This window comes from Pantoea nemavictus, assembly GCF_037479095.1.
Taxonomy (GTDB): Bacteria; Pseudomonadota; Gammaproteobacteria; order Enterobacterales; family Enterobacteriaceae; genus Pantoea; species Pantoea nemavictus.
In genome coordinates this window covers 342,433-367,460 of sequence record NZ_JBBGZW010000002.1, presented here as the reverse complement: position 1 = coordinate 367,460, position 25,028 = coordinate 342,433, and the positions used below count along the sequence as shown (strand labels likewise).

Annotated in this window: 15 protein-coding genes; 8 read left to right on the top strand and 7 right to left on the bottom strand. The window is 53.9% G+C overall.

What is annotated here, in order from left to right:
- Positions 1–160: 160 nt before the first annotated feature.
- The 8 genes from WH298_RS21395 to WH298_RS21360 all read left to right on the top strand — a co-directional run bounded on the left by WH298_RS21395 (position 161) and on the right by WH298_RS21360 (position 12,801).
- Entirely contained in the window at positions 161–1,447 is a 1,287-nt protein-coding gene (locus WH298_RS21395; RefSeq protein ID WP_180823969.1) for an Ig-like domain-containing protein, read from the top strand.
- A gap of 41 nt (positions 1,448–1,488) precedes the next feature.
- Entirely contained in the window at positions 1,489–1,995 is a 507-nt protein-coding gene (locus tag WH298_RS21390) for a hypothetical protein (protein ID WP_180823968.1), read from the top strand.
- Between the two features lie 253 nt (positions 1,996–2,248).
- A complete protein-coding gene (locus WH298_RS21385) occupies positions 2,249–4,540 on the top strand; it encodes a type I secretion system permease/ATPase (RefSeq protein ID WP_180823967.1) in 2,292 nt (763 codons plus the stop codon).
- Entirely contained in the window at positions 4,537–5,781 is a 1,245-nt protein-coding gene (locus WH298_RS21380) for an HlyD family type I secretion periplasmic adaptor subunit (RefSeq protein WP_176972936.1), read from the top strand. The genes WH298_RS21385 and WH298_RS21380 overlap by 4 nt, the downstream gene beginning before the upstream one ends.
- 2 nt (positions 5,782–5,783) lie before the next feature.
- Positions 5,784–7,727 carry a TolC family protein gene (locus tag WH298_RS21375; protein ID WP_180823966.1) on the top strand — a complete coding sequence of 648 codons (1,944 nt, stop codon included), beginning with the start codon at positions 5,784–5,786 and terminating at the stop codon, positions 7,725–7,727.
- Between the two features lie 51 nt (positions 7,728–7,778).
- Positions 7,779–8,498: a response regulator transcription factor gene (locus WH298_RS21370; protein ID WP_180823965.1), complete on the top strand. Its 720-nt coding sequence runs from the start codon at positions 7,779–7,781 to the stop codon at positions 8,496–8,498.
- Between the two features lie 5 nt (positions 8,499–8,503).
- Positions 8,504–9,133 carry a LuxR C-terminal-related transcriptional regulator gene (locus WH298_RS21365; protein WP_180823964.1) on the top strand — a complete coding sequence of 210 codons (630 nt, stop codon included), beginning with the start codon at positions 8,504–8,506 and terminating at the stop codon, positions 9,131–9,133.
- A gap of 155 nt (positions 9,134–9,288) precedes the next feature.
- Positions 9,289–12,801 carry a transporter substrate-binding domain-containing protein gene (locus tag WH298_RS21360; protein WP_180823963.1) on the top strand — a complete coding sequence of 1,171 codons (3,513 nt, stop codon included), beginning with the start codon at positions 9,289–9,291 and terminating at the stop codon, positions 12,799–12,801.
- Between the two features lie 51 nt (positions 12,802–12,852).
- Here WH298_RS21360 and WH298_RS21355 read toward each other — a convergent pair whose 3' ends face one another.
- The 7 genes from WH298_RS21355 to WH298_RS21325 all read right to left on the bottom strand — a co-directional run bounded on the left by WH298_RS21355 (position 12,853) and on the right by WH298_RS21325 (position 25,028).
- Positions 12,853–14,496 (bottom strand): methyl-accepting chemotaxis protein, encoded by a 1,644-nt coding sequence (locus WH298_RS21355; RefSeq protein WP_180823962.1) that lies wholly within the window; start codon positions 14,494–14,496, stop codon positions 12,853–12,855.
- Between the two features lie 236 nt (positions 14,497–14,732).
- Positions 14,733–16,808 (bottom strand): glycogen debranching protein GlgX, encoded by a 2,076-nt coding sequence (gene glgX / locus WH298_RS21350; RefSeq protein ID WP_049853297.1) that lies wholly within the window; start codon positions 16,806–16,808, stop codon positions 14,733–14,735.
- A 34-nt stretch (positions 16,809–16,842) separates the two neighbouring features.
- On the bottom strand, positions 16,843–19,329 hold the full coding sequence (treY, locus tag WH298_RS21345) for a malto-oligosyltrehalose synthase (RefSeq protein ID WP_180823961.1): 2,487 nt from the start codon (positions 19,327–19,329) through the stop codon (positions 16,843–16,845).
- On the bottom strand, positions 19,326–21,110 hold the full coding sequence (treZ, locus tag WH298_RS21340; protein ID WP_180823960.1) for a malto-oligosyltrehalose trehalohydrolase: 1,785 nt from the start codon (positions 21,108–21,110) through the stop codon (positions 19,326–19,328). Before treZ ends, treY begins: the two co-directional genes overlap by 4 nt.
- 259 nt (positions 21,111–21,369) lie before the next feature.
- Entirely contained in the window at positions 21,370–22,809 is a 1,440-nt protein-coding gene (proP, locus tag WH298_RS21335; protein ID WP_007891707.1) for a glycine betaine/L-proline transporter ProP, read from the bottom strand.
- A gap of 333 nt (positions 22,810–23,142) precedes the next feature.
- Positions 23,143–24,033: an oxidoreductase gene (locus WH298_RS21330; RefSeq protein ID WP_180823959.1), complete on the bottom strand. Its 891-nt coding sequence runs from the start codon at positions 24,031–24,033 to the stop codon at positions 23,143–23,145.
- A gap of 215 nt (positions 24,034–24,248) precedes the next feature.
- On the bottom strand, positions 24,249–25,028 hold the full coding sequence (locus tag WH298_RS21325; protein ID WP_180823958.1) for an SDR family oxidoreductase: 780 nt from the start codon (positions 25,026–25,028) through the stop codon (positions 24,249–24,251).

Sequence of the window (25,028 nt, the reverse complement as noted above, 5' to 3'; positions counted from 1 at the left end):
CGCGATAACACAATCGGCACAATCAAGACCTGGCTTGTGGTGAAGTTATCGCCAGAACACCAGAATTGTCTGATATGGCGGGACAGCGAGTGCAGCCCGTCTTTCAGCAATTCTGATGTGAAGAAAACTGCAACTTCTGCGGCGAATGAGGATATTCACAATGAAATTATTTACTCCTACCCTGGCTGGCACCGCCCCGACTGCGTGGTTGTCCAACCTGATACAGCAAAACTTGTCTACAGATCGCACTGATAAGTTCAAAGCCCATGATTGGCAGAATGTTGATGTGCGCAGCCATGCATGGTCCGAAGGCGGGCAATTGATGCAGTCCTTAAACCAGGCTAACGGCGTAATGACGTTGCATGGCATGTTGGTGCACGGCTCCGCCGCTTCGTTATTGGCGCTTGGCGGCATGGCGGCAATGGACCGTGAAAGTAGTTATGAAATGGTGATGGCGAGTGCGAAAGCCGCCGCGGCAGTCACTAAAGTCGAGCTGGTAGACCAGTGGGCGGCCATCGCTGCTGATACAGAAGTTGCGCAGCCAAAAGAGCCGCAGACGTCTAAAGCTGAATCTGAAGAGAGCGACGTTTTTCTCGCAACGGAAACTCTGCACGAGATCGTATCTGAGATTGAAAATATCCCGTTAAATATGCAGGCCGAGTCACAGAGAGCAGATGCCGGTTTCACCCAGCTCGAACTGGCTGCCAGTGAACTTGAACTGTTAGACGAAGCGGTGATTGATTCATCGCTGAATGACGCCAGCAACTTCAGCTTTGAAGTGCTCAATCAGCGTCAGGAATCTCTGCTGGATGCCACGCTATCTGATGAAGATCGTTTGACGTTCGCCGGGAAAGCCGCACCTGCAACGCTGGTTGAAGTCCTTAACCAGCATGGTGAAGTGATGGGCAGCAGCGTGGTAGATGCCAGCGGTAACTGGTTTATTCAACTACAAAAACCACTGGCGGAAGGGGATTATGAGTTCCGGCTGTTTACCACTGACACCCAAGGTGTACGTGAAATCGCGGCAGAACCGATTCGACTGGTCGTGGTTCAGGCCAAACCCGTGGAGAGCGATGATGTAAGTCTGTCGGACTTGGTCAGCGCGGTTCCGCTCATCACCACCGTGCCGTTAATTGACACCGCTTCACCGATTAATCTGACGCCGGTTGAACCGGTTATTCAGCCAGCTAAAGTTGACTTTGCTTTTGGTCTCAGTGAATTGCTGCCAGTGGGTGAATCAGATCTGTTCTTAGACGAAATGCCGCTGGAGCTGTCGCCACCACTGGATGAAATAAGCCTGCAAATGTTGATTCATCCACAAGGCGGCATCACGCTGTGGGAAGAGGAAGAGACATTGATGCTGACGCAGTTGGGTGATGTCGCCAGCTTTGTGGCTAATCCGCTCGAGCCGCTGCAGGATAACCGACTCTCAGATAATACCTATTAAGATGGAAGGCGGGTATTTTAATCAATACCCGCAAAACTCCGATGACAAAAAGAATTTTTCTTCTGACCCTTTTCATGCTGTGGATGAAAAATGGTTTTGCAATTCACCCCACCCCAGAAAATGCCTCAACCATTGAATCAGCCTTCGTACAAAGTGAGCTTGGTCAGGATCAGGCGCGCATCGTTTATTATCGTAAAGACGATCGTTTTACTGAGGGAACGGCTAATTTATATGTGAACGGTGAATATCACGCCTCGCTGCAGCCAAACAGCTATGTGGTATTTTGCCTGACGCCAGGGGAACACTTTATCAGTGCCTGGACAAAGGAAGCGCCGCACTATTTAGGCAAGGAAGCGTTGACTGGCGAATATCAACTGGCGCAAGGTGAAACGGTATATCTGCGCGTAGACAGTGAAATTAACGGTCGCTCGGTTATTAAACCCGCGTCAATGGCGCTTAATGAATTAAGTGGACTGGATAAAAGTATCCATTTACTTTCGCGCGCATCTACCATTCAGGTTTGTCACAAGGGCGTTGTCGCGCCTTAATTGTTACTTCATATCAACCCAATAAACCCTAATTAGATTAAGGTTTATTGGGTTTTTTGCCATATCGATCTTTTTTCCAATCATCTTAATCCTAAAAGAAAAAGAAATTTCTTATTTCTGTGCCTGAAACCTTAAAGCAACCAAGACCCGGCTTGTATCTCCCCTCCCTCCCGTCTGTCAGAATTTTCTCAAATCGCAGGAATATTCCTGCACGAAGAATTGCCACCAACGACACACCGACTGAGATGCTGAAATGGATGCGAATTCGCTGACAGAGCAACAATCTGAATTGCAAGCCACTGCGCGCGTGCAAACACGTATTGACGACACACTACTGCAAAGCCTCTCCTGGGTTTGCCACTACTACGGTTTAGGTAAAAGTGATGACGCCTTAATGGCCGGCTTGCCAAAAGGCACGCTGCTGACGCCATCGCTGGCACTCAAGGCGCTGGAAAATGCCGGCATGACCGGCGGTCTGGTAGAGCGTCAGGCGTGGGAGCTGCCTGAGCAGGTTATGCCGATTATTCTGATTCGCAAAGGCGCGGGCGGGACGCTGTTGTTAGGCCGTGAACGTCGCAAAAACGAAGAAGATAAGATGACGGTTTACTACCAGTTGATCATGCCGGAAGTCAGCATGTCACCGGTAGAGATCACACATGAAGAGCTGATGGAGTGGTACGCCGGTTTCGCCATTCTGGTGAAACCCACCGCGAAAGTGGATCCGCAAGTGGCAGAAGACCTGCCACAAAACCAGAAGCATTGGTTGTTCAGCACCTTGTGGGTGTATCGCCGCTATTATCGCAGCGCTGCATTGGCGGCAGTGATCGTCAACGTGCTGGCGCTGGCGAGCATCTTCTTCACCATGAACGTTTACGACCGAGTAATTCCAAACCAGGCGTTTGTCACGCTGTGGTCATTAGCGATTGGCGTGGTGGTAGCGATGGTATTTGAAGCTGTCACACGTTACGTGCGTGCGCACCTGCTTGATGTGGCGGGGAAAAAAGCAGATTTGATTTTGGGCAGCGTGCTGTTCCGCCAGGCTCTGGCGGTGCGCATGGAGAATAAGCCGTCCTCATCTGGCCTGTTTGCTAACCAGCTGCGTGAGTTTGAATCGGTACGTGACTTTGTTTCATCTGCAACTCTGGCAGCAATTTCTGACTTGCCGTTTGTCCTGCTGTTTGTTGCCGTCATCTTCACCATCGGTGGCCCGCTGGGATGGGTGCCGTTGATGATGATTCCAACCATTATCCTGGTCAGCCTGATTATTCAGTGGCCGCTGAAGAAAATCATGCGCAGTAACTTGCAGGAAGCCTCACTGAAGCAAGGCGTGTTGATTGAATCGATTGAAGGCATGGAAACCCTCAAAGCCGTAGCGGGTGAAGCCCACATGCAGCGCCGCTGGCAGAACTTCAGCGCCATGCAGGCCACCAGCGGCATGCAATCAAAGCGTATTTCTACCGCCGCGATGGGTGCCGTGACGTTCCTGCAGCAGTTCCAGACCGTGTTGTTGATTGTGATTGGTGTGTATCTGATCTCCGATGGCACGCTGACCATGGGTGCGCTGATCGCGACCGTGATGTTGTCGGGCCGCGCCACGGCGCCGCTAGGCCAGGTAATGGGGTTAGCGGTGCGTTTCCAGCAGGCGAAAGCGGCTCTCGATTCGCTTAACAAGCTGATGGATATGCCGACCGATCGTGACCCACAGCAGAACTATCTGCCGGAGCCAGAACTCAATGGCGACATTGAGCTGAAAGAGATTGCGTTCTCTTATCCAGCACCGCCTATGCGCCCTAATCCGGAAATCCTCACCGGTATCGGTTTCAACATTAAAGCGGGTGAGCGTGTGGCGATTCTGGGACGCATCGGCAGCGGTAAATCGACCTTGCTGCGCATTATGGCGCGCCTGTATCAACCCGTGAAAGGGCAGGTATTTGCCGGTGGGCTGGACATTAACCAGATCGACCCTGCGGACTGGCGTCGTTCGGTGGGCTACGTCGGCCAGGATGCACGTCTGTTTTACGGCACCCTGCGTGAAAACGTGATGATTGGCCAGCCAGACGCCACCTCCAATGAACTGCTGCGTGTGCTGCGTCTTACCGGACTGGATCAAATTGCTGCGCGTCATCCAAGCGGGATCAACCTGCCGGTCGGCGAGCACGGCAACGCCTTGTCGGGTGGGCAGCGTCAGCTGGTCTCCCTGGCGCGCACCCTGTTATTGCGCCCTAAAGTATTGCTGCTTGATGAACCCACCAGCGCGATGGACAACCAAACCGAGGCCATTTTCCTTGAGCACCTGAAGCGTGCCACGGCGGAACAGACGCTGGTGGTGGTGACACATCGTCCCTCACTGCTGGCACTGGTTGATCGCATCATCATCGTCGAAAACGGCAAGGTGGCCGCTGACGGTCCTAAAGACAAAATTCTGGCGAGCCTGCGTGGCGATAACGCTCAGCCGCGGGCGCAACAGAAAGCCGTTGCCACCCCGCAGGCCTCAGCGAACGAGCCCGTGAACCCAGAGGCGCAAGCTGAGGAGAAGACAGTATGAAATGGCTCCGTTTCGGTTTCGGCAAAAAGAAGAAAACGGTCTCTGCCGCCGATGCCCAATTTATGAGTGACATCCAGGAATCACTGATGTCACAGAGCACGCCGGGCTCGCGCCTGGTGCTGTGGATGATTCTGCTTATTTTTAGCTCCGCCATTATCTGGGCCAGTCTGGCAAGGGTGGAAGAGATCACGCGCGGCGACGCCACCATTATTTCTAAGAGCCGCGAGCAGGTTATTCAGAGTCTTGAAGGCGGTATCCTGGCGGAGATGAACGTGCGCGAAGGCGGCATCGTCGAGCAGGGGCAAATCCTGCTGAAAATTGACCCAACGCGTGCGCAATCGAGCTATCGCGAAGTGCTGAATAAAGTCATTGGCCTGAAAGCCACCATTACGCGTTTGCGTGCTGAAGCTTACCAAATGCCGCTGAAGTTTGATGAGCAGGTGATGTCCGACCCGGCGGTGGTTCAGCAGGAGACGCGTGCCTACAACTCGCGTATGAAAGCGCTGGATGAGAGCGTTGAAGCCTTACAGCGTAGCTATGCGCTCTCGATGCGCGAAGTCTCGCTGGCCGAACCGCTAGCGAAACGCGGATTGCTGTCAGAAGTCGAGCTGCTGCGTATGCGCCGTTCAGCCAACGATCTGCTGTCGCAAATCGTGGAGCGTAAGAACCGCTTCCAGGCCGATGCCAACTCCGAGTTAATCAAACTGGAGCTGGAGCTGTCGCAAACCTCGGAAAACCTGATTGGTCGCTCTGACGTGCTCGACCGTACCAGCATTAGTGCTCCGGTGCGCGGCACGGTGAAGAATGTGCGCGTCAATACCATCGGCGGCGTTATTCAGCCGGGCGAACACATCATGGAGATCGTTCCACTGGAAGATCAGCTGCTGGTGGAGGGAAAAATCCGTCCTTCTGATGTCGCCTTCCTGCGTCCTGGCTTACCGGCGATGGTGAAGATCACTGCCTACGACTATGCGATTTATGGCGGTCTGACCGGGAAAGTGGAGTTTATCAGTCCCGACACCTTAAAAGATGACCAGAAATCCGCTGCGGGTCGCCCGGATGACACCTATTACCGCGTGATGGTCCTGACGGATAACAGTTCGTTGCACGCAGGTGGCAAGGAACTGCCGATTATCCCTGGAATGATCGCCACGGTTGAAATTCGTACCGGTGAGAAAACCATCCTTGACTACTTGCTGAAACCGGTGATGAAAGCCCGTGAAGCATTCCGTGAGCGTTAATAATGAATAACTCTACTTCACAGATGAAAACGCAGGTTGGCTTGCTGGCGCTGTTAATTGCTGCGCAATTTTGGATGGTTCCGGCAGATGCCAGCACAGAAGATGACGAGCTGTTAGCGTTCGTTACGGTGGCGCAGCAGGGCGCAGCTAAACCTGTGCCGGCACCTGCGCCGGCGCCGGTAAGAATGCCTGCACCTGCGGTCATCATCCCATCCGCACCGGCTCCAGCACCTGTGCTTGCGCCGGTGGCACGATCCGCGCCGCTGACCGCAGTACCGCCGCGCCCTGTAGCAACCCAGACACCGGCACCGATTCGAGCGGCAGTGCCCACGCCGGTACCCGCCAAACCGCCGGTGCCTGTGACGGCTCCGCGCGCGACGGATCGAACCGGCGGCATGCTGGTGTGGGAAACGGCGCCATCCAAGCCAGCCGGACAACGTGCGCCGCAAGCTTCGGCCAGCTCTGTGCTGCCACAACCCACGTTAGTGGCGGAGAAAGTCGCCACACCGGTGGAGGTGAATAAAGGTCAAGGCCCTGCGGTAACCACGCAAGCGCAGCAAAAGGCGGCGCAGGAGCTGTATCAGCAACAAAAGCTGGATTTCGATCCGTTCACCGCCGTACCGGAAGAGCCGGTTGCGGCTTCTACTAAGGAAGCGAACCAACTTAACCGGATTAATGCGTTACCGCCTGCTAGCGCGTTGAATCGCAGCCATCATGTTGGTGGTCCGGATGAAAATGCGCTCAGAGCCATTTTCTATCGCGCCACCCAAATTGCGTTGCAGACCAGCCCACAGCTGCGTAGCGCGCAGTTCAGTGCTCAGGCCGCCGATGCCAGCGTCGACGAAGCGAAAGGCCAACGCTGGCCGCAGGTTGATGTGGGCACCAGTTCGCGTTCGTATCAGTTTGGCGGTGGCGAGAAGAGTAAGCAGAGCAATACGCCGGCAGTGAATCTCAACATGGCGACTACGCTGTATGACTTCGGTCAAACCAGCAACACCATTGAGAGCCGCCAGAAAACCGCGCAGGCGGCCGGTATTGCGGTTAATGCATCGGCAGAAGATTTGGCATGGCAGGTGAGCTCTGCGTTGGTTGAACTGAGTAAACAGCGCCTGATTATCGAGCTCAGCCAGCAGTATGTGGCGCGGATGAAAGAGCTGGTGCGAATGCTGAGTGGCATTGTCGGTTCGGACCCAGGCCGCCGCAGTGAATTAACCCAGGCCAGAGGACGTGAGCTGCAGGCGCAATCCTCGCTGGATAATGCACTGGCCAAAGCGCGCGAAACCGAAATTACTTTGCATAAGTTAATCGGGCAGACCGATATTCCGTTACCGCGCACCGCGCAGTGGAATGTCAGCCTGGCGTCGATTGAGCGTTTGCTGGGCACAGTGGATAACCATCCGGTGATTCGTCAGGCGCGCGCGCAAACTGAAGCCGCTGTCGCTGAAGCGAAAGCGGTGCGATCATCAAATTTGCCTAAGATTAACTGGGTAGTGAGTAAAAATACCGCTGAGGATCAATTTGGTCGTCAGCAAGCCTGGCAGACCGGTGTCAATGTTACCTGGGGTGTTTTCCGTGGCGGTTCAGGTACCGCTGCAGAACAGGCTGCACTGCAACGTGCTGAAGCGCAGCGCGAACAAATTGCAGAACAAAAGCGCGATCTTGACTATCGTATACGTAACGCCGACCAGGACGCGCGCTCCATGCTGCAGCGTGCTGATCTTTACCGTAATTTGACGGTTGAGTCCGATCGTATTCGCTTGGCGTTCTTTGACCAGTGGTACCACCTTGGGAAAAGGACTTTGCTTGACGTGTTATCTGCAGAATCTGATTACTACAACAACCGCGTGGCCGAAGTGACCAATCGCTTCGACAGTTACAGTGCCACCTTCCGCGGCTACGCCAGCGCAGGCCAGCTCATTCCATGGCTGAGTGGCAACTTACGCTGATTTCACTGGATATCAGTCAAACAAAGAGATTATTTACTGAGGTCATTAAAGATGAGTTGGTTATCTGATAACAAAAAAATATCTATCGTTCTACTGGATGATCACCCCATTATCCGCAGTTCGCTGCAGATGGTGATTACGGATGAAAAAGACTTTGTGCTCAGCGGCTGTTTTGGCCTGAGCAACGAGTTAATGCGTTACTTACGTACCGATCGGCCTGATGTGTTGATCCTCGATTATATTTTAGGCGATGAAGAGTTAGATGGATTATCGCTGATTCGTCAGATTTTAAATCACTATCCGGCGATGAAAATCTTGCTCTCTTCTTCAGTTGAGAGCCTGGCGGTGATCCGCACGGCTTATAACATTGGTATTCGTGGCTACGTGAGTAAACGCGCGACGATGGAAGAGTATTTTCATGCTATTCGTCAGGTCGCGAGTGGTCAGATTTACCGCCCGGAAAATATTAAACATGAGCTGCTGGCCATGCCGGTAAAAGCGCCATCTGCCCCCATAAATAAGGGCGAAGAGGGCGTAGAAGGTGAAGCGGCGGAAAGTCGTGAAGATGTTTTCCGTAATGTGCAATTGCTTACTCCGCGTGAATCTGAAATTTTGCGTTGCTTCCTCGATGGCATGACGATTTTGCAAATCTCCGCCAAAATAAAGCGCAGTCGCAAGACCATCAGCGGCCATAAACAATCCGGCATGCGTAAGCTGGGTATCAAAAGCGATATTGAGCTGTTCAAATATCGCGATGATTTATTCAACTGATCATTATGAATAACGTAATCATTGTCGAAACGCTCGAGCAAAGACGAAGAGTCATTCAGTCTGTATTACTCACGCAAAATATGCGGGTATTAGGGAGTGCAACTAATGGTTATGAAGCCCTGCAACTGGTAGAAACCGTTGCGGCGGATACAGTAATAATGAGCACGGAATTACCCGCTATTTCGGCTATTGAGGTGCTGGAACTGCTCAATAAACGTCAATATACGGGAAAAACTATCCTGATTGCCGCGCAGCCCGAGCAACAATCAACGGAGGCTTTTCGTCGCTGTGGCGCGGCAGCACTGATTGGCGAAGATAATCTTCCCCAGGATCTGCCGCGCGCCATTGATGCCGTTCAGGACGGCTATGCTTTTTTTCCATTGCAAACCTGCAGTGATGTGGTGGAATTAAGTGCCAGCAATTCACCGCACTCGTTGGAAGATAAACTCTCGGCGCAAGAGCATAAAGTATTGCAATTCCTGCTGCGTGGATTAAGTAACAGTGAAATCGCGCAAATGATGGGGCTGAGCTGTAAAACGGTCAGCACCTATAAAGCGCGTGTGTTACAAAAGACCCAGGCAAGAAATTTGGTTGAGCTGGTCGGGAAGTTATCTCCCGCGACAAAGCTGTTTTGACACGCTATTAAGAAGAGAAGCCGCTGAGGGTTATCGAGTTGACCTGCTACAAATGAGGGTTTTAACGTGAAAGGAGCATTATGAGATTTTGGCGTCGGGTCAGATTACAGTTATCTCTCAGCGTATTTATCCTAAGTTGTGGATTGACTCAGGTTATGGCTGCAACCGAACAAATGACCCTGCTCAGTCGTGTCAACGATGCAGTCGATGCCACTATTCCGCTAACGTTATCTCCTGAAGGTGAACAGTGGGTTAAGCACCATCCGGTATTAAAAGTTGGCGTTTTTTCACGTGACTGGCCGCCATTCACCTTTCGCAGCAGTCGTAACGAATTGCAGGGAATTTCTGCTGAATATCTTAATCAAATTACCGCTATGTTGGGCGTTTCGGTTGAGGTTACCCGCTTTGAGAGTGAGCAGGCACTGTGGCAAGCGTTAAAAGATGACAAAATTGATCTCATTCCTACCGTAACGTCGTGGGGAGCGCCGCAGGGAAGTCAACTGACTCAGCCTTATACCGGCGTACAATCAATTATTGCCGTACCCTCCAGACAAAATCAGCAGCCGGGGTATTATCTTACCGATCGTACCGTGGCAATGGCGCGCGGTTTTATGCCTGAAGCAACATTTAAGCGTTATTATCCACTGGCGAAACTGCAAATCTATGATAATTACCAGGATGCAATCAGTGCGGTGACTTTTGGTCGCGCAGAGGTCTATTTCGGCGATGCCTATCCAGTCAGTCGTAATTTTCTAAATAATTTGCGCATTGCTCAATACGCCAGCACACCTGAAACGAAAATCAGCTTTGCGGTAAATACCAACAACGCAACCTTGCTGACTATTTTGAATCAGGCGCTAAATGCACTGCCAGCGGAATTCTCTCGCAAGATTTTACAATTCTGGTTGCCTGGGCGATCGGGACTATTGCAGGAAGGTCAGCCCATTCCACTCAATAGCGAAGAGCTATTGTGGATTAAAAATCACCCGCAATTAGATGTATTAACGCTTAAAAATTATGCACCCGTCTCGTTTATTGATAATAACGGTAATGTAAGAGGCGTGGGGCCGGATGTGCTGTCAATGGTGGCGCTCACCACGGGCTTGAATTTTCGTTTTATTCGTGGCGATAATGTCGAATCGATGATTGAACAGGTCACTGAAAATAAAGCAGACATGCTGGTGGCTTTAACGCCGAGCGCCAGTCGGCTGGAAAAACTGCGTTTTACCCGCGGATATTTACGTAATGCCTTTGTATTAGTGGTGCCTAAAAAAGATCGACAGACTCTGTCAGTAGCGGATTTACAAGGTAAGCGATTGGGCATTATTGCCGGCACCGCAGTAGAACCGATGATCGCGCAGCAATATCCCACCATCAAAATAGTTCATGCCACTGATGCTAATCACGTGATGAAGCTGCTGGATAAGGGCAAGGTGGATGCGGTAGTCAATACGATGGTTAACACCGAATATCAATTAGTCAGCATCTACAACGACGCATTTAAAATCGTTAATACGGTCGGCAATAATCCTGCTTTTATTGCTTTTGCGGTCTCTGCAAATGAACCGATGCTACAAAATATTATTGATAAAGTTTTACTCTCTTATCCCCCGGATGAATTAGATCTTATTGGTAACCGCTGGCGACCTCATAACATGGTGGTGGAGGACAGCTTCTGGTATCGCTATAGCACCGTCATTATCGGCTCATTAAGTGCTGCGTTAGCGTTAGTACTCATCTCCGCCGTTTGGGCCTTTTATCTGCGTCGCCAGACGATACTGAAAGAGCAAGCGCAACAGGCTCTGGATGATCAAAACCAAAAAATGCGTCATCTGCTGGATGGCATGCCGTTCCCGATGTTTACCCGCGATGTGCAGGGACGCCTGATCGACTGTAACCGTCATTATCTTGATATCGTGGGTCTGGAAAGATCGCAGGCGCTGGGCAAAACCATTCTGGAAGAAGCGCCTTTTCATCGGCAGGAGCATGCAGTTCGCATCCACCAGATTTTTATGGATGTGATGAAAAATAACCAACCCTATTTTGTCGATGAAACCTTTGATGTAAATCCCAACACCGGGAAAAAGAAGTTCATGGCTTTTTACTCCTGGTTTTTACCTTATCAGGATGCCTCCGGGCACATAGCCGGCGTATTAGGCGGGTGGATGGATATCACTGAACGCATGCAGATGACGGAAGCGCTGCGCATTGCTAAAGAGCAGGCCGAAGAGGCCAGCCGGGCTAAATCTACCTTCTTATCCACCATGAGCCACGAAATTCGCACCCCGATGAATGCGATTATTGGCATGCTCGATATTGCGATTCGTAAAGGCAAAACTGGCGAGCTGGATATGCAGGCACTGGAAGTGGCGTCAGATTCCGCAGAGGGATTGGTCGAGTTGATCGGCGATATTCTCGACATCTCGCGCATCGAAAATGGGCGAGTGGAGTTAATGCCTAAACCCGGCAATATTGTGGATATCGCGCAGAGTGTGGTGAATACCTTTAAAGGGTTGGCGTTACAAAAACAGATATCTTTGTCCCTGCAAGTTCCGTCTCATACGGTTGAGAATGTGGAGATCGATGCGCTGCGTATTAAGCAGGTGATGGCCAATCTATTAAGTAATGCGATTAAATTTACCGACAGCGGCGGCGTGCTACTGGAAGTTGAGCAGCAGTTAAACCAGATGACGCAACAGGCTGAAATTACGCTGCGCGTCAGTGACAGTGGTATTGGTATCCCTCTGGAGCAGCAATCCCAGCTGTTTCAGCCTTTTGAACAGGCGGATAACCGTCGAACAGGCACCGGGCTGGGACTCTATATTAGCCAGTCATTCTGCCGCATGATGAATGGTGACATTACGCTTGAGAGCCAGCCGTCGCAGGGCACGCGCGTAACCGCAACGATTTTACTGCCGGTGGCCAGTCAATTACCCGCCGCTGAGGTTGCTATGCCGATCAGCAAAAACCTCAGTGAAATGCGCATTCTGATGGTGGATGACAACGTTGCCAACCGCCTGCTGATGAATAAACAGTTAAGCCATTTAGGGCATCAGGTGACAGAAGCGGCAGACGGGCTGGCGGCGCTGGCGTTGATTAATCACCAACGCTGGGATCTGGTCATTACCGACTGCAATATGCCGGGCATGGATGGTTATCAACTGACCCGCGCCATTCGTGATTTGGAGCAAGCTCAGCAACTGCCCGCGCTACCGATTATCGGTTTTACGGCTGATGCCATGAATGAAGCACGCGATCGCTGTTTACAGGCCGGGATGAATGGCTGCTTATTCAAACCCTGTACGCTGGACGACGTGCGGCGCGCGCTACTTGAGGTGTTCGCTCAACCCTCCGAAGCCGTGCCGACCTTCCATCTGGCTGAAATAACCGGCAACGATAGTCAACTTAACGCGCAGATCATCGGGCAACTCAAACGCAGTAATGCCGATTATCAGGAAGAGCTGAACCAACTGCTGGCAAAAAGAGATGGCAAATCGTTACTTGAGCTCAATGCGCAAATTCGTGCTTCGGCACAGCGTATTCACGCAGATTTTATCCTGCGTGCCTGTGACAGCGTTGAGCAAGCCAATGAAGTGGAGCGGATTCAGGCGGGATATCAATTGCAAAGCGCTTTACAGCAGTTAGCTGTCTTACTTGATCAAGCGTAAAGCGCTAACAGCATAAATGCCCTCCACAAGAGCATTGTGGAGGGCAGCGCATTAAAAACTCTGCCAATCCGCGTCATTCACCAGCGCAACGCGCGAGGATTTCACCGGTGACGGCGTGCGCGCCACCGCTGCGGGGCGATGAGCCTCTGCAGTCTCTGCAACGTGAAATTTACCCACCAGCTGATTAAGATTCCCGGCTTGCTCCTGCAGTGACTGCGAAGCGGCAGAGGCCTCCTCCACCAGCGCGGCGTTCTGCTGCGTGACGTCATCCATCTGATTTACCGCTTGCTGCACCTGCACAATGCCCTGACTCTGCTCGACGGCGGCCGCGGCGATCTCTTCCACCAGCTGACTCACCTGATGGATGGCATCGTTCATCACGCTCATGTTGCGGCCGACATCGCTCGCCTGCTCAGCACCCGCTTCGGTCAGACGGTGCGACTCTTCGATTAGCGTCTTAATCTCACGCGCGGCGGTGGTTGAACGTTGCGATAAACTGCGCACTTCGCCTGCCACCACCGCAAACCCTTTCCCATGCTCACCGGCACGCGCGGCTTCTACTGCGGCGTTCAGCGCCAGAATATTGGTCTGGAAGGCAATGCCTTCAATGATCGAGACGATTTCCGTTACCTTGCGCGAGCTGCCGCGAATGTTGTCCATGGTCGAAAGCATGGTGGTAAGCGATGCGCTGCTTTTTTCCGACAGTCCGCTGGCGTTAGCGGCAAGCTGGCTGGCTTGATGGGTGTTATCCGCCGTTTGACGCACGGTTTCACTTAGCTCGGTCATGCTCGCGGCGGTTTGCTCCAGCGAGGCGGCTTGCTGCTCGGTACGTGATGAGAGATCTTCGTTGCCAGCGGAGATCTGCACGGAGGCGCTGCTGACCGATTGCGAAGCCTGACGCACAGACGACAGGGCGCCTGACACACGCTCCATCAGGATATTGAACGAATGCGCCATATTCCCGACTTCATCGCGACGGCTTTCGTCTGCTTTTAGGGTCAGATCGAGGTTTTCGCTGGCGGCCATCATCACCTTGCCGGCGGCGGACAAGCTACGACGGATACGCAACACGGTGAACAGCGACAGCAAGCCAAAAATCACCACGGTGGCGGTGACGCCGGTGATGGTGGTCCAGAGTACCGAATGGAAGGTGCTACGGTTGGTGGCGCGCAGTTCATCGCCGATGGCAATATTCAGCGCCAGCTGCTTTTGGTAATCCGCAATCAATTGACGAATCGCGCCGCCGATGCCGTTTTGCTCTTCAATCAACGCCAGGCTAAGGTCATTTTGATGGGCGCGGGAAGCCGTCAGAAAGGCCGGGAGCGCGGCGCTCACCCGCTGAATATTGTCGTAAGCGAGTTCGGTTAAACGCTTATCTTCATCGCTGGAGATATCGTGTGCCATGTAGTAATCGGTAAGCGATTTCAACTCAGCCAGCTGCTTAGCGATCTCCTCTTCAACCGCCGGAATTTTGTTGTCATCGGTTTGGCTTTTATGTTTATACAGCGTCAGCGCCAGACGATTACTTCCGTCGATCAGCTTACCGAGATCTTTGATCGAGGGAATCGCATTGGCTTGCACATATTCAAAACGATCCTGAAAGCCGGAAAGCAAACTAATGGCGAGCACGGCTTGCAGAATGATGGCGGCGAACAGCATGGAAAAGGTCAGGAACAGGCGTTGGGAGATGTTCATCTTATTATCCTTAATCTAAAAGCCTCCCTGCGAACGGCGCGCAGAGAACAGGGCAGATTAATAACCATCGGCAGATGAGGGAATTTAGTTAATTTATTTTTATCAGCGGGCGCAAAAATCGTTGCGGAAAGCGAGCGTTGGCGAGAATAACAACAGAGCGCGATAAATCGCGCCGCTACGGATACGTGTGCTCATTCTGTAGCGGCGCAATTTATTGCGCATTCAGCAAGGGATGATCAAGGCCTGCGGAATAGCGCCATACTTCGGCCTTCCAGCTCGAAATCCTTCTCTTTGGTAATCACCAACCCCTTTTCCACGCCGTCGGAGGTAGAAAGCTCCAGCACCCAACCACCTTCACCGAACTGCGGGATGCGGAACGGTACGTTGCCTTCATACGGATTAAACAGCATCAGCACGTCATGCCAGATGCCATCTTCCGGCTGCAGGTCAGGGCGGCCTAGATACACGCCGAGCGTGGTGCCATCATCCCATTGGTCGGCCTGCTGGAATCCGCCACCGGCGTTGAACCATTTGATATCCATGCCATCGCGCCAGCTTTCACGGCGCAGCAGCGGCTGCGCGGCTCTCAACGCCAGTACCTGGCGGGTAAAATCGCGCAGTGCATCGGCTGAGGGCGGCAAATTCTCCCAATGCAGCCAGGAGATTTCACTGTCCTGACAATAGCCATTGTTGTTGCCGAGTTGGCTACGGCCAAATTCATCTCCCGCCAATAGCATTGGCGTACCGTGCGAGAACAGCAGGGTGGCGAGGAAGTTGCGCTTCTGCCGCTCGCGCACCGCGTTGATACCTTCATCGTCGGTTGGGCCTTCAGCGCCGTAGTTATACGAACGGTTCTCGTTGTGGCCATCATTATTATCTTCACCATTGGCTTCGTTGTGCTTCTCGTTGTACGAAACCAAATCATTCAGGGTGAAGCCATCATGGGCGGTGAGGAAGTTGATGCTGGCCCAGGGCCGACGGCCGCGCTGATCGTAGAGATCGCCGGAACCGAGCAGGCGTGCTGCAAAATCATTGGTGACCATGTCACCTTTCCAGTATTCACGCACCGTATCACGATACTTGTCGTTCCATTCCGCCCAACCTGGCGGGAAGCCGCCCACCTGATAGCCGCCCGGGCCGATATCCCACGGCTCGCCAATCAGCTTCAGTTTGGAGAGCACCGGATCCTGCATGATGGCATCGAAGAAGCCGCCACGCTGATCAAAGCCTTCCGGTTCACGTCCCAGCACGGTACCGAGATCGAAACGGAAACCGTCCACGTGCATGGATTCAGCCCAGTAGCGCAGCGAATCGAGGATCATCTGCAGTACGCGAGGATGTGAGGTATTTACCGTGTTGCCGGTGCCGGTGTCATTGATGTAGTAGCGATGCTGATCTGGCAGCGTGCGGTAATAGGAGTAGTTGTCGATGCCTTTAAACGACAAGGTTGGGCCCAGCTCATTGCCTTCGGCCGTGTGGTTGTACACCACATCCAAAATCACCTCGATCCCGGCATCGTGGAAAGCGCGCACCATATCGCGGAAACCCTGAATGCCGCGCGGACCAAAGTAGCGCGTTGCCGGCGCGAAGAAGGCCAGCGTGTTATAGCCCCAGAAGTTTTTCAGGCCGCGATCCAGTAGATGCTGATCGTCTGGAAAACCGTGCACCGGCAGCAGCTCAACGGTGGTGACGCCGAGGCTTTTGATGTAGTCGATCGAAGCCTGATTGCTCAAACCATCATAAGTGCCGCGCATTTCAGCGGGCACCGCCGGATTGAGCTGGCTGAAGCCTTTCACGTGCGCCTCATAAATCACCGTTTTCGACCACGGAATATTCGGGCGATTGGCATCCTGCCAGTCAAACTCGTTAGGATCGATGACGCGACATTTCGGCGTGAACGGCGCGCTGTCGCGAGTATCGAAGCTTAAATCTTTATCTTCGTGCAGCAAATCGTAGGCAAAGTGCGATTCATCCCAATGCAGTTCGCCCGCCAGCTCGCGCGCGTAAGGATCAAGCAACAGTTTGTTGGGATTAAAGCGGTGACCGTTTTCCGGCTCATACGGGCCGTGCACGCGATAACCATACAGCGCGCCAGGCTGTAAGCCGGGAATATAGCCGTGCCACACTTCGTGGGTATATTCTGGCAAATCGAAACGCGCAATCTCATTTTCACCGCTCTCGTCATATAAACACAGCTCAACCCGCTCGGCACAGGCCGAGAACAGGGCAAAATTCACGCCCTCGCCATCAAAGTTAGCGCCAAGCACTTGTCCCGAACCTGCTGTAATTTCTGTAGGCTTACCGTTTTCCATGTTATTTCCTCAAACAGCGTTAACAGACAATGTGTTAGTTGCTAAGCAGCACTAATGGCGCACTCGAGGCCGCCTCATCCAGCGCGATATAATCGCCAATCGTCACGGTTGCGCCGGTCCAGAGATTGCGGTAGTGGCGATGGGCAAGTGATTCGGTCAATACCACTTCAGTTTGCGTCCATTGGGCGTTGTCGAAACTCAGGCGCGGCAGGATCACCAGCAGCGCGTGGTCGCTGTCCTGGCGCGCAAAGGCAATCACTTTCTCCTGATGTTCGCCACTAACGTTTAATGGCTGATAATCACCCATGCGAAACAGCTGCGGATAATCACGACGCAGCTGCAGTAAGCGCGCAATCACCTGCTGTTTAAGCTTGCCGCTTAGCCAGTGTTGCGCATCGTTAAAGTCGGGAGACGCCGATTCATCCAGCTGCTGTTCCAGCTGCTCAAAGTCGGGTGTGCGGCGGTTATCGGGATCGACCAGGCTGAAATCCAGCGCTTCGCTGCCCTGATAGATATCCGGTACGCCCGGCGCGGTCAGTTTGATCACCGTTTGCGTCAGGCTGTTGATCAGCCCAGCCTGAATAAACGGCTGCAGGGCGTGGCTGAAATCACTGAGGAACAGCTGATTGGCAGGCGACAGCAGGTGGCGCGCGTAATCCAGCACCGCTTTTTCATAGGCTTCGTTGTTCTCAGCCCAGTCAGTGCGCAGCTTGGCTTCGCGTAACGCTTTTTCGACAAACGGGATAAAGCGCGACTCCAGCTCGCTGGCGTCCTGCGGTTGCAGAGTCGTTGGCCACACGCCAGCTAATGCCTGATACAGCATCCACTCCACCGCGGGTTCCGGTGCGGCACCGTCCTCCAGTTCAACTACCTGCGCTTGATTAATCTGGCGCCAGCGCGTGACATTTTCGGCCCACAGCGAAGGGGCTTCGCTTAGCGTATATAGACGCGCGCGCGCATCTTCACCGCGTTTAGTATCGTGGGTTGACGTGGATGAGATGCCGTCAGGCTGCTGTTGCAGCCGCGTCTGCATTTCGCTGTGGAAGTGCGCCAGCGAAAAGGCGTGCGGCAACGGTTCAGCGCCTACTTCATTGATGGCTAACGCCACGTGATTGCGGAAGAACAGGGTATCTTCCACCGACTTCGCCATCAGCGGTCCGGTTAACTGCTGGAAGCGTATGCGGAATTCATGGGCATGGTGTTCGCTCTCTTCAGATACCGCGCCCAGTAAAATCGCCTGCAGCAAACTCAGCACCGTCGGCGAGGCGCTGTTTTTCACGATCTCCAGCACCTGTTGCAGCAGTTCCTCGCCCTCCAGCGGCATGCCCTTCAACTGACCGTAAGTGCGATATACCGGGAAGGCGATGAGGATCTCACGCAACGCAACGTGCAGTTCCGCTTCGCCAAGGTTGCGGTGTTCCGAGCCGGCAATCTGCGTCGCCAGCTGCAGCAGGCGGGAAAATTCACCGGCGAAATTGCGATCGACCATCAGTTCACGCGCCACGCGTAATCCGGCTTCAACGTTGTTGCGTTCGCCGGTGGTGGACTCATACGCCAGATGCAGCGTATCAATCTGCGCATCGTCGATCAGCGCATGTGAGAGCGCAGCAATAAACTCGTAACCGGTGGTGCCTGAAATTGGCCAGTCGGCGGGAATGTGCTCACCTTCGGCGAGGATTTTTTCCACCGTGATATAGCAATCCTCACCGGTGGCGCGGCGTAGCTGCTGCAGATAGCCTTGCGGATCGGCCAGGCCATCAACGTGATCGACACGCAAACCGCTGACTGCGCCGGAATGCACCAGCTCCAGAATCAAGCGGTGAGAATCGGCAAATACGGCCGGATCCTCCACGCGCACGCCCACCAAACCGGTAATCTCAAAGAAGCGGCGATAGGAAAGTTCGCTGCGTGCGTCGCGCCAGCTGATAAGGCGCCACGGCTGTTGATCATGCAGTTCAGCAATCGCTTTGGCATCGGTAATGGCAAGCACTTCATCAGCGCGATCCTGCCAGCTCGCCGGCGTGAGCGGATAGAAGCTGTCGAAATAGGCCAGCGCCGGATGGCCCGTTTGCGGATCTGCCTGAATGCTCAGCTCACCGTTTTCCAGCACGTTGTCAAAGCTGTCGCCAAGAAACGGTAGCGTCAGGCGGCGCGTCCAGTCGATATCAAAGTGATTGGCATAGCGGCTGCTTTCGCCATACTCAATCACATCACGCCACCAGCGATTCTCCAGCGAGGCCGCCATATGGTTCGGCACGATATCGAGGATCAAACCGATGTCCGCCTGCTGCAGCGCCGCAACCAAACGATCAAAACCGGCACGACCGCCAATGGCCGGTTCGATCTCATTGGCATCGATCACGTCGTAGCCGTGCGTCGATTCGGCGGTGGCGCTGAAAATCGGCGAGGCATACAGATGGCTGATGCCGAGGCGTTTGAGATAAGGCACCAGCGCAGCAGCGCGATCAAAGGTCATGCCGTTACGGAACTGAATACGGTACGTCGCGGTTGGAATACTCATGTTGTTGCTCCCTGTGCCAAACGCACCACGATGGCGTGTTGTGGCAATGCTTCAGCCTCTTGCGGCCAGGCGAAAATCGTCCTGCCCGGCATATCCGGCAACGGTTGGTTTGGTGTACCGATATTCAACGCCAGCGACAGCTCGCCCTGCGGGAAACGCCAGCTAACGGCAACAAAGCCTTCAGCCGTGGCGAGCACCTTGCCGCTGTTGCCGCCGGCATCTGCCAGCAGCGGCACAATATATTGCTGGCGCAGCGCCAGCAGCTCGCGCGTCAATGCCAGCCAGCTTTGGCCTGCGGGCGTTTGCAGTTTGTTCCAGTCGAGTTTCGAACGCGTGAAGGTTTGCGGGTCATTGGGATCGGGCACCTCTTCGTCATGACCGGCGTGGCCGGTAAACTCTTTGGCCCGGCCTTCACGTACCGCTTTGGCTAAATCACCGTGGAAATCGGTGAAGAACAGGAACGGATTAGTTTCGCCGTACTCTTCGCCCATAAACAGCAGCGGAATATGCGGTGACAGCAGCAGCGTCGCCAGCAGCACCTTAGTGCGATCGCTGCCGGCGAGGGTGATTAATCGATCACCCTGCGCACGGTTGCCGACCTGATCGTGGTTCTGAATGAAATCGACGAACGCCACCGGTGGCTGTCCGGCGCTGGGCACGCCACGACGTTGACCGCTTTGCGGCGACAGTTCGCCCTGGTAGGCAAAACCTTCGGTCAGCACGCGCGCCACCAACTTCTCTGGCACGTCGGCGAAATCCTGGTAATAGGCGTGGGTTTCACCGGTGGCGAACACATGCACCGCATTGTGGAAATCATCGTTCCATTCGCCGCTAAACAGCGGCGCGTTACCCTGTTTGTCGCGCGGATGCAGGAAGATGACGTTACGACAATCTTCGGTGGTGAGATGAATAGGGCGGTCGGGAATCTCCCGGCGAATACGCTCGGCGATCTCAATCAGAGCATGCTTGCTGGAGCTATCTTCAATTTGATCGATGGCATCAAAACGCAGGCCATCGAGGTTATATTCCTGCAGCCAGTAAAGTGGCGCTTCAACGATATAGCGGCGTACGGCATCGACATCATAAGCAATGCCCGCGCCCCACGGCGTCATACGCTCCTGATGGAAGAATTCAGGTGCCAGCAGCGGCAGATAGTTGCCTTCCGGACCAAAATGGTTGAGTACGATATCCAGCACCACCGATAAACCGTGCGCATGCGCGGCGTCGATAAAGGCTTTGAAATCATCCGGCGAACCGTAAGCGGAGTGAGGTGCGTAGAGCAACACACCGTCGTAGCCCCAACCGCGATTGCCACCAAACTGCGAAACCGGTAGCACTTCCAGCTGAGTGATCCCTAACTCCGCCAGCCACGGCAACTTCTCAATCGCTGCCCGAAAGGTGCCTTCAGGTGTGAAGGTGCCGATATGCAACTCATACACCACGCTCTCCTGCCAAGGCCGACCTTGCCAGGCGGTGTGCTGCCAGCGATAGTTGTGCGCATCGATCACCAGGGAAGGGCCATTGACGTCGCCCTGCTGCGCGCGTGCGGCGGGATCCGGCACCACCGTGCCGTCAGCCAGCACAAAGTTATACTCTGCACCGGCTACCACGCCGCTGAGCTGCAGCTCAAACCAGCCGTCGCCCACCTGCGCCATGGCCGTATCCTTGTCGGCAAGTCTCAACGTAATCTGCCGCTGCCCAGGTGCCCAAACACGAAAACGGACGCTGCTATCCGCAAGAATCTCAGCGCCCCAGGATTTTTCAAATGATCTGAATTCCATTCAATTGCCTCGTTTAGCCCACGCAGGGGCAATGGACGACATCAAGCGATTCGCTACTGGCTGAAAACGATATAAAAATCGGGATAAAAGTTGGGTCGGACATCAAATCATAGTCGATATTTTGGCCTTTTCTGGCGCTTACCAACGGATTTCAGGCGGGTTTCGGAAATTATCGAATAAGAGGGGGATTTTAACGCTTCGCTTAGTAACAGATGAGGTTGCCAGCAGCAGCAACCTCATTGATTTCGCAGGCTGTAAGTTAAGCCGGTTTATGCTTCGTTTTGCGTTTACGCAGCTTATCAATCAAGCGATGCGCTTCCGCTTCCGTCGCCACCGCCGGTGATGAACCTTTCAGCGGTTTACGCGCCGTTTCACTCAGCGTTAATACGGTCAGCAAACCAATAATCCCGGCACCCATCATGTAGTACGCCGGCATCATATTGTTGTGCGTAGTGTCCACCAGCCAGGCAGTGATCAATGGCGTGGTGCCACCAAACAGCGAAACCGACAGGTTAAAACCAATCGCCAACGCACTGTAACGAATGTCCGTGACAAACAGCGCCGGTAACGTCGCGGGCATGGTGCCGCTGAAGCAGGTATGTAATAACCCCAGCACCGCCAGTCCGGCAAATACCAGCAGCATATTGCCGGTGCCGATCAGCATAAAGCTCGGGATTGCCAGCAAAATTAATCCCAGCGCACCTAAACCAATTACCGGACGGCGACCAATGCGGTCTGTCAAATGTCCCCACATTAACGTCAGCGGCATCATGATAAACATAATCACCATCACCAACATCAGGCCGGACAGTTCACTCATGCCGAGCACGCCGGTGAGATAGCTTGGCATATAGGCGGTGAGCATGTAGTTGGAGACGTTAAACAGCAGCACCAGACCAATACATTTCAGCAGCGGTTTGCGCTGATCGCGCAGCATCTGCCACACGCTCAAGCGCGGCTTGTTGTGCTCCATCTCTTCACGCTTGTCCATGTGATCTTTAAACGCCGGCGTTTCTTCCAGCTTCAAACGGATATACAGGCCAAACAGACCCAAAGGTGCGGCGAGGAAGAACGGCACACGCCAGCCCCAATCCATCATGGTTTGATGCGGTAAGAAGGCGATCATGGCGGTAACCAGGCTGGCCCCCAGCAGATAACCGCCGAGCGTACCGAACTCAAGGAAACTGCCCATAAAACCGCGACGCTTATCGGTGGAATACTCCGCGATAAAGGTGGCGGCACCGCCATATTCGCCGCCGGTGGAGAAGCCCTGCAGCAAGCGCGCGGCGAACAGCAGAATCGGTGCGGCGATGCCAATGCTGGCATAGCTCGGGATCAGTCCGATGCAGAAGGTACCAATCGACATCATGATCATGGTTATCGCTAGCACCTTCTGACGACCAATGCGATCGCCGAGCGGGCCGAAGACCAGGCCACCGATGGGGCGTACTAAGAATGCCGCCGCAAAAGTCCCGAACGAGGCAATCAGCTGGGCAGCCGCGCTGGCATCAGCGAAAAACACCTGGCCGATAATCACGGCGAGATAGCTATATACACCGAAATCAAACCACTCCATGGCATTACCCAACGCGGCAGCACCGACGGCGCGTTTGAGTAATTTGTTGTCGATGACGGTGATATCGTCCACGGTCAATCCGCTGGATGTGGCCGACTGATGGGAATTCGCTTCTGTGCTCATAAACCTCCATGAGAAAAAGTGGCGCGATCTTATAGCTTTCGCAGCCATGTTTTCACGAAAGGAAAAGAAAGCTATAAGAGTCTAAAGAAGCGCAAACCCTAGTAAAGATTTTAACAATGCGCAAGTTTGTGACATTTATCACTGCAAAGCGTGGAAATAAAGAAACGTTGCGCTGGAGATGTGGGGAATGGGAAAGGAATCAATTGCGGAGATTAATGCACGTATGAAGGGGGCTGCCACTTAACCGGATGGAAAATCACGCCGCTAATAGCCCCATTACCGAGCAATCAGGCCAGGAAAGCGGCGTACCGTTTGCGGCGTGGCGCTTTTAATTCAACCCGGGCCTTCGCTGCCGGCCGCCAGCAGCGGGACGATCACATCGCTGATCGGTGTCGCAATGCCACGGGCACGACCGTAACGCTGCACCACGCCGTTGCGGATATCCCACTCCAGCGGGCGATCGGCCTGGCGATCGGCCAGAATAGAGGTGCCTAAATCGGCCGGTGCCCGATGGAAGCGCTCCACGATCTCCTGTGGCACGTCATCGCTTAGCGCAGCGCCTTCTGCACGCGCCACTGCCAAACATTCGCGCAGATAGGCGAGCGCCAGCGCGCTGATATCTTCACGCTGAAACATGCCAGCGCGACGGTTCGACAGCACCATCAAGCCAGCAACCGCGTTTTGCAGCAGCTTGCGCCAGGCAATAGTAAGGAAATCATCAGACAGCTCAACCGCACAGCGCGTGTCACGCAGGGCGGCAACCACCCGCTGCGCCTGCGGCGTATCAGGCAGCGTTAAGCGCGGCTTCTCCCGCAACCACACTGAGGCATCCGGTTCGCGCTGGGCTGGGAACCACACCACCGAGGGCAGCACGCTGGCGCCGTTAACATACGGCGCAAGTTGGGTTTTCTGCTCCACGCCATTCTGCAACGCACACACCACGCTGTGTTCGCCACACAACGCTGACAACCACGCGGCGCTATCGGCCACCTGCGTGGTTTTCACCGCCACGAACACCAGATCAAATGGCTGCGCAATTTCAGCCGGATTGGTGAGCACCGGACCAGGAACGATAATCTTACCGCTGTCGTGACGCAGCTCCAGTTGGGGGTGCGCAGTTCGACCACAAAGGGTAGGTGTGCGCCCAACTTCATGCAGGGCCGCCGCAATGGTGGTGCCAATCGCGCCCGGTCCAATAAGGGCGATGGAGGGATTCTCAGACATCTTTTATGCTCCTGATTATCAAGTGCCGCCACAGAGCGGACGCGTTTTCGGTTCAGCACCGAAGCATAGCGGGTTACAGCAGAGTAATGTTCTTTTTCCGCAACAACTGGCACATTTCGTCATCGGGTGGCGCATCAACAATCAACGTGCTGGCGAGTGTTAAATCGCCAATCGCCAATCGCGAAGGCTGAGGCGGCAACCCAATCGATCACTGATTACTCGTGATACACCTGGCTACGCCCGCCATCGACCAGAATATCAGTGGCGTTGATAAAACGCGCTTCATCGGATGCCAGAAACAGCGCGGTATACGCCACTTCTTGCGGTTCACCAATACGTTTGCAAGGTAGCAATGCCGCCTGCCGCGCACGCTCTGCTTGTGGATCATTACAGCTTGCTAGCCAGGCTTCAGCCGCCGGTGTCAGGATCAAACCCGGTGAAATGCTGTTAACCCGAATCCCCTGGCTGGCATACTCCACGCCTAGCGAGCGCGTCATGCCAATCAAACCGTGTTTAGCAACCGGATAGGGAAACGCGCCGGGAATGATTTTATGACCGTGTACCGACGCAACGTTGACGATGTTGCCATACTGGCGCGCCAGCATACCCGGCAGCACGCTGCGAATCAGGTTGTAGGGTCCTTTAAGATTGACCTCCATACAGCGCTGCCAGTCGTCATCTTCCAATGTCAGCGGATCGCGAAACACATTCACGCCCGCACAGTTGATCAGAATATCAATAGGGCCAAGGGTTTGTTGCGCCGCCGTCACCGCACCTTGCACCTGATCGGGCTGCGTGACGTCAGCGCACCAGGCCAGACAACGCTGACCGCTTTGTTGCTGCAATTTCGCAGCCAGCGTTTCACTGATTTCACTATTGAAATCAAACAGCGCCACGCGGGCACCTTGTTGCGCAAACAGTGTAGCGATCGCGCTGCCAATGCCGCTGCCAGCACCAGTAACAATCGCGGTTTTATTGTGTAATCGAGGTGACAT

Coding starts and splice junctions, on each gene's coding strand:
- treY (WP_180823961.1), bottom strand. CDS start 19,329: ATGAGTATTCCAACCGCGACGTACCGTATTCAGTTCCGTAACGGCATG.
- WH298_RS21325 (WP_180823958.1), bottom strand. CDS start 25,028: ATGTCACCTCGATTACACAATAAAACCGCGATTGTTACTGGTGCTGGC.
- WH298_RS21385 (WP_180823967.1), top strand. CDS start 2,249: ATGGATGCGAATTCGCTGACAGAGCAACAATCTGAATTGCAAGCCACT.
- WH298_RS21380 (WP_176972936.1), top strand. CDS start 4,537: ATGAAATGGCTCCGTTTCGGTTTCGGCAAAAAGAAGAAAACGGTCTCT.
- WH298_RS21360 (WP_180823963.1), top strand. CDS start 9,289: ATGGCTGCAACCGAACAAATGACCCTGCTCAGTCGTGTCAACGATGCA.
- WH298_RS21370 (WP_180823965.1), top strand. CDS start 7,779: ATGAGTTGGTTATCTGATAACAAAAAAATATCTATCGTTCTACTGGAT.
- glgX (WP_049853297.1), bottom strand. CDS start 16,808: ATGGAAAACGGTAAGCCTACAGAAATTACAGCAGGTTCGGGACAAGTG.
- treZ (WP_180823960.1), bottom strand. CDS start 21,110: ATGGAATTCAGATCATTTGAAAAATCCTGGGGCGCTGAGATTCTTGCG.
- WH298_RS21395 (WP_180823969.1), top strand. CDS start 161: ATGAAATTATTTACTCCTACCCTGGCTGGCACCGCCCCGACTGCGTGG.
- WH298_RS21365 (WP_180823964.1), top strand. CDS start 8,504: ATGAATAACGTAATCATTGTCGAAACGCTCGAGCAAAGACGAAGAGTC.
- proP (WP_007891707.1), bottom strand. CDS start 22,809: ATGAGCACAGAAGCGAATTCCCATCAGTCGGCCACATCCAGCGGATTG.
- WH298_RS21390 (WP_180823968.1), top strand. CDS start 1,489: ATGACAAAAAGAATTTTTCTTCTGACCCTTTTCATGCTGTGGATGAAA.
- WH298_RS21375 (WP_180823966.1), top strand. CDS start 5,784: ATGAATAACTCTACTTCACAGATGAAAACGCAGGTTGGCTTGCTGGCG.
- WH298_RS21330 (WP_180823959.1), bottom strand. CDS start 24,033: ATGTCTGAGAATCCCTCCATCGCCCTTATTGGACCGGGCGCGATTGGC.
- WH298_RS21355 (WP_180823962.1), bottom strand. CDS start 14,496: ATGAACATCTCCCAACGCCTGTTCCTGACCTTTTCCATGCTGTTCGCC.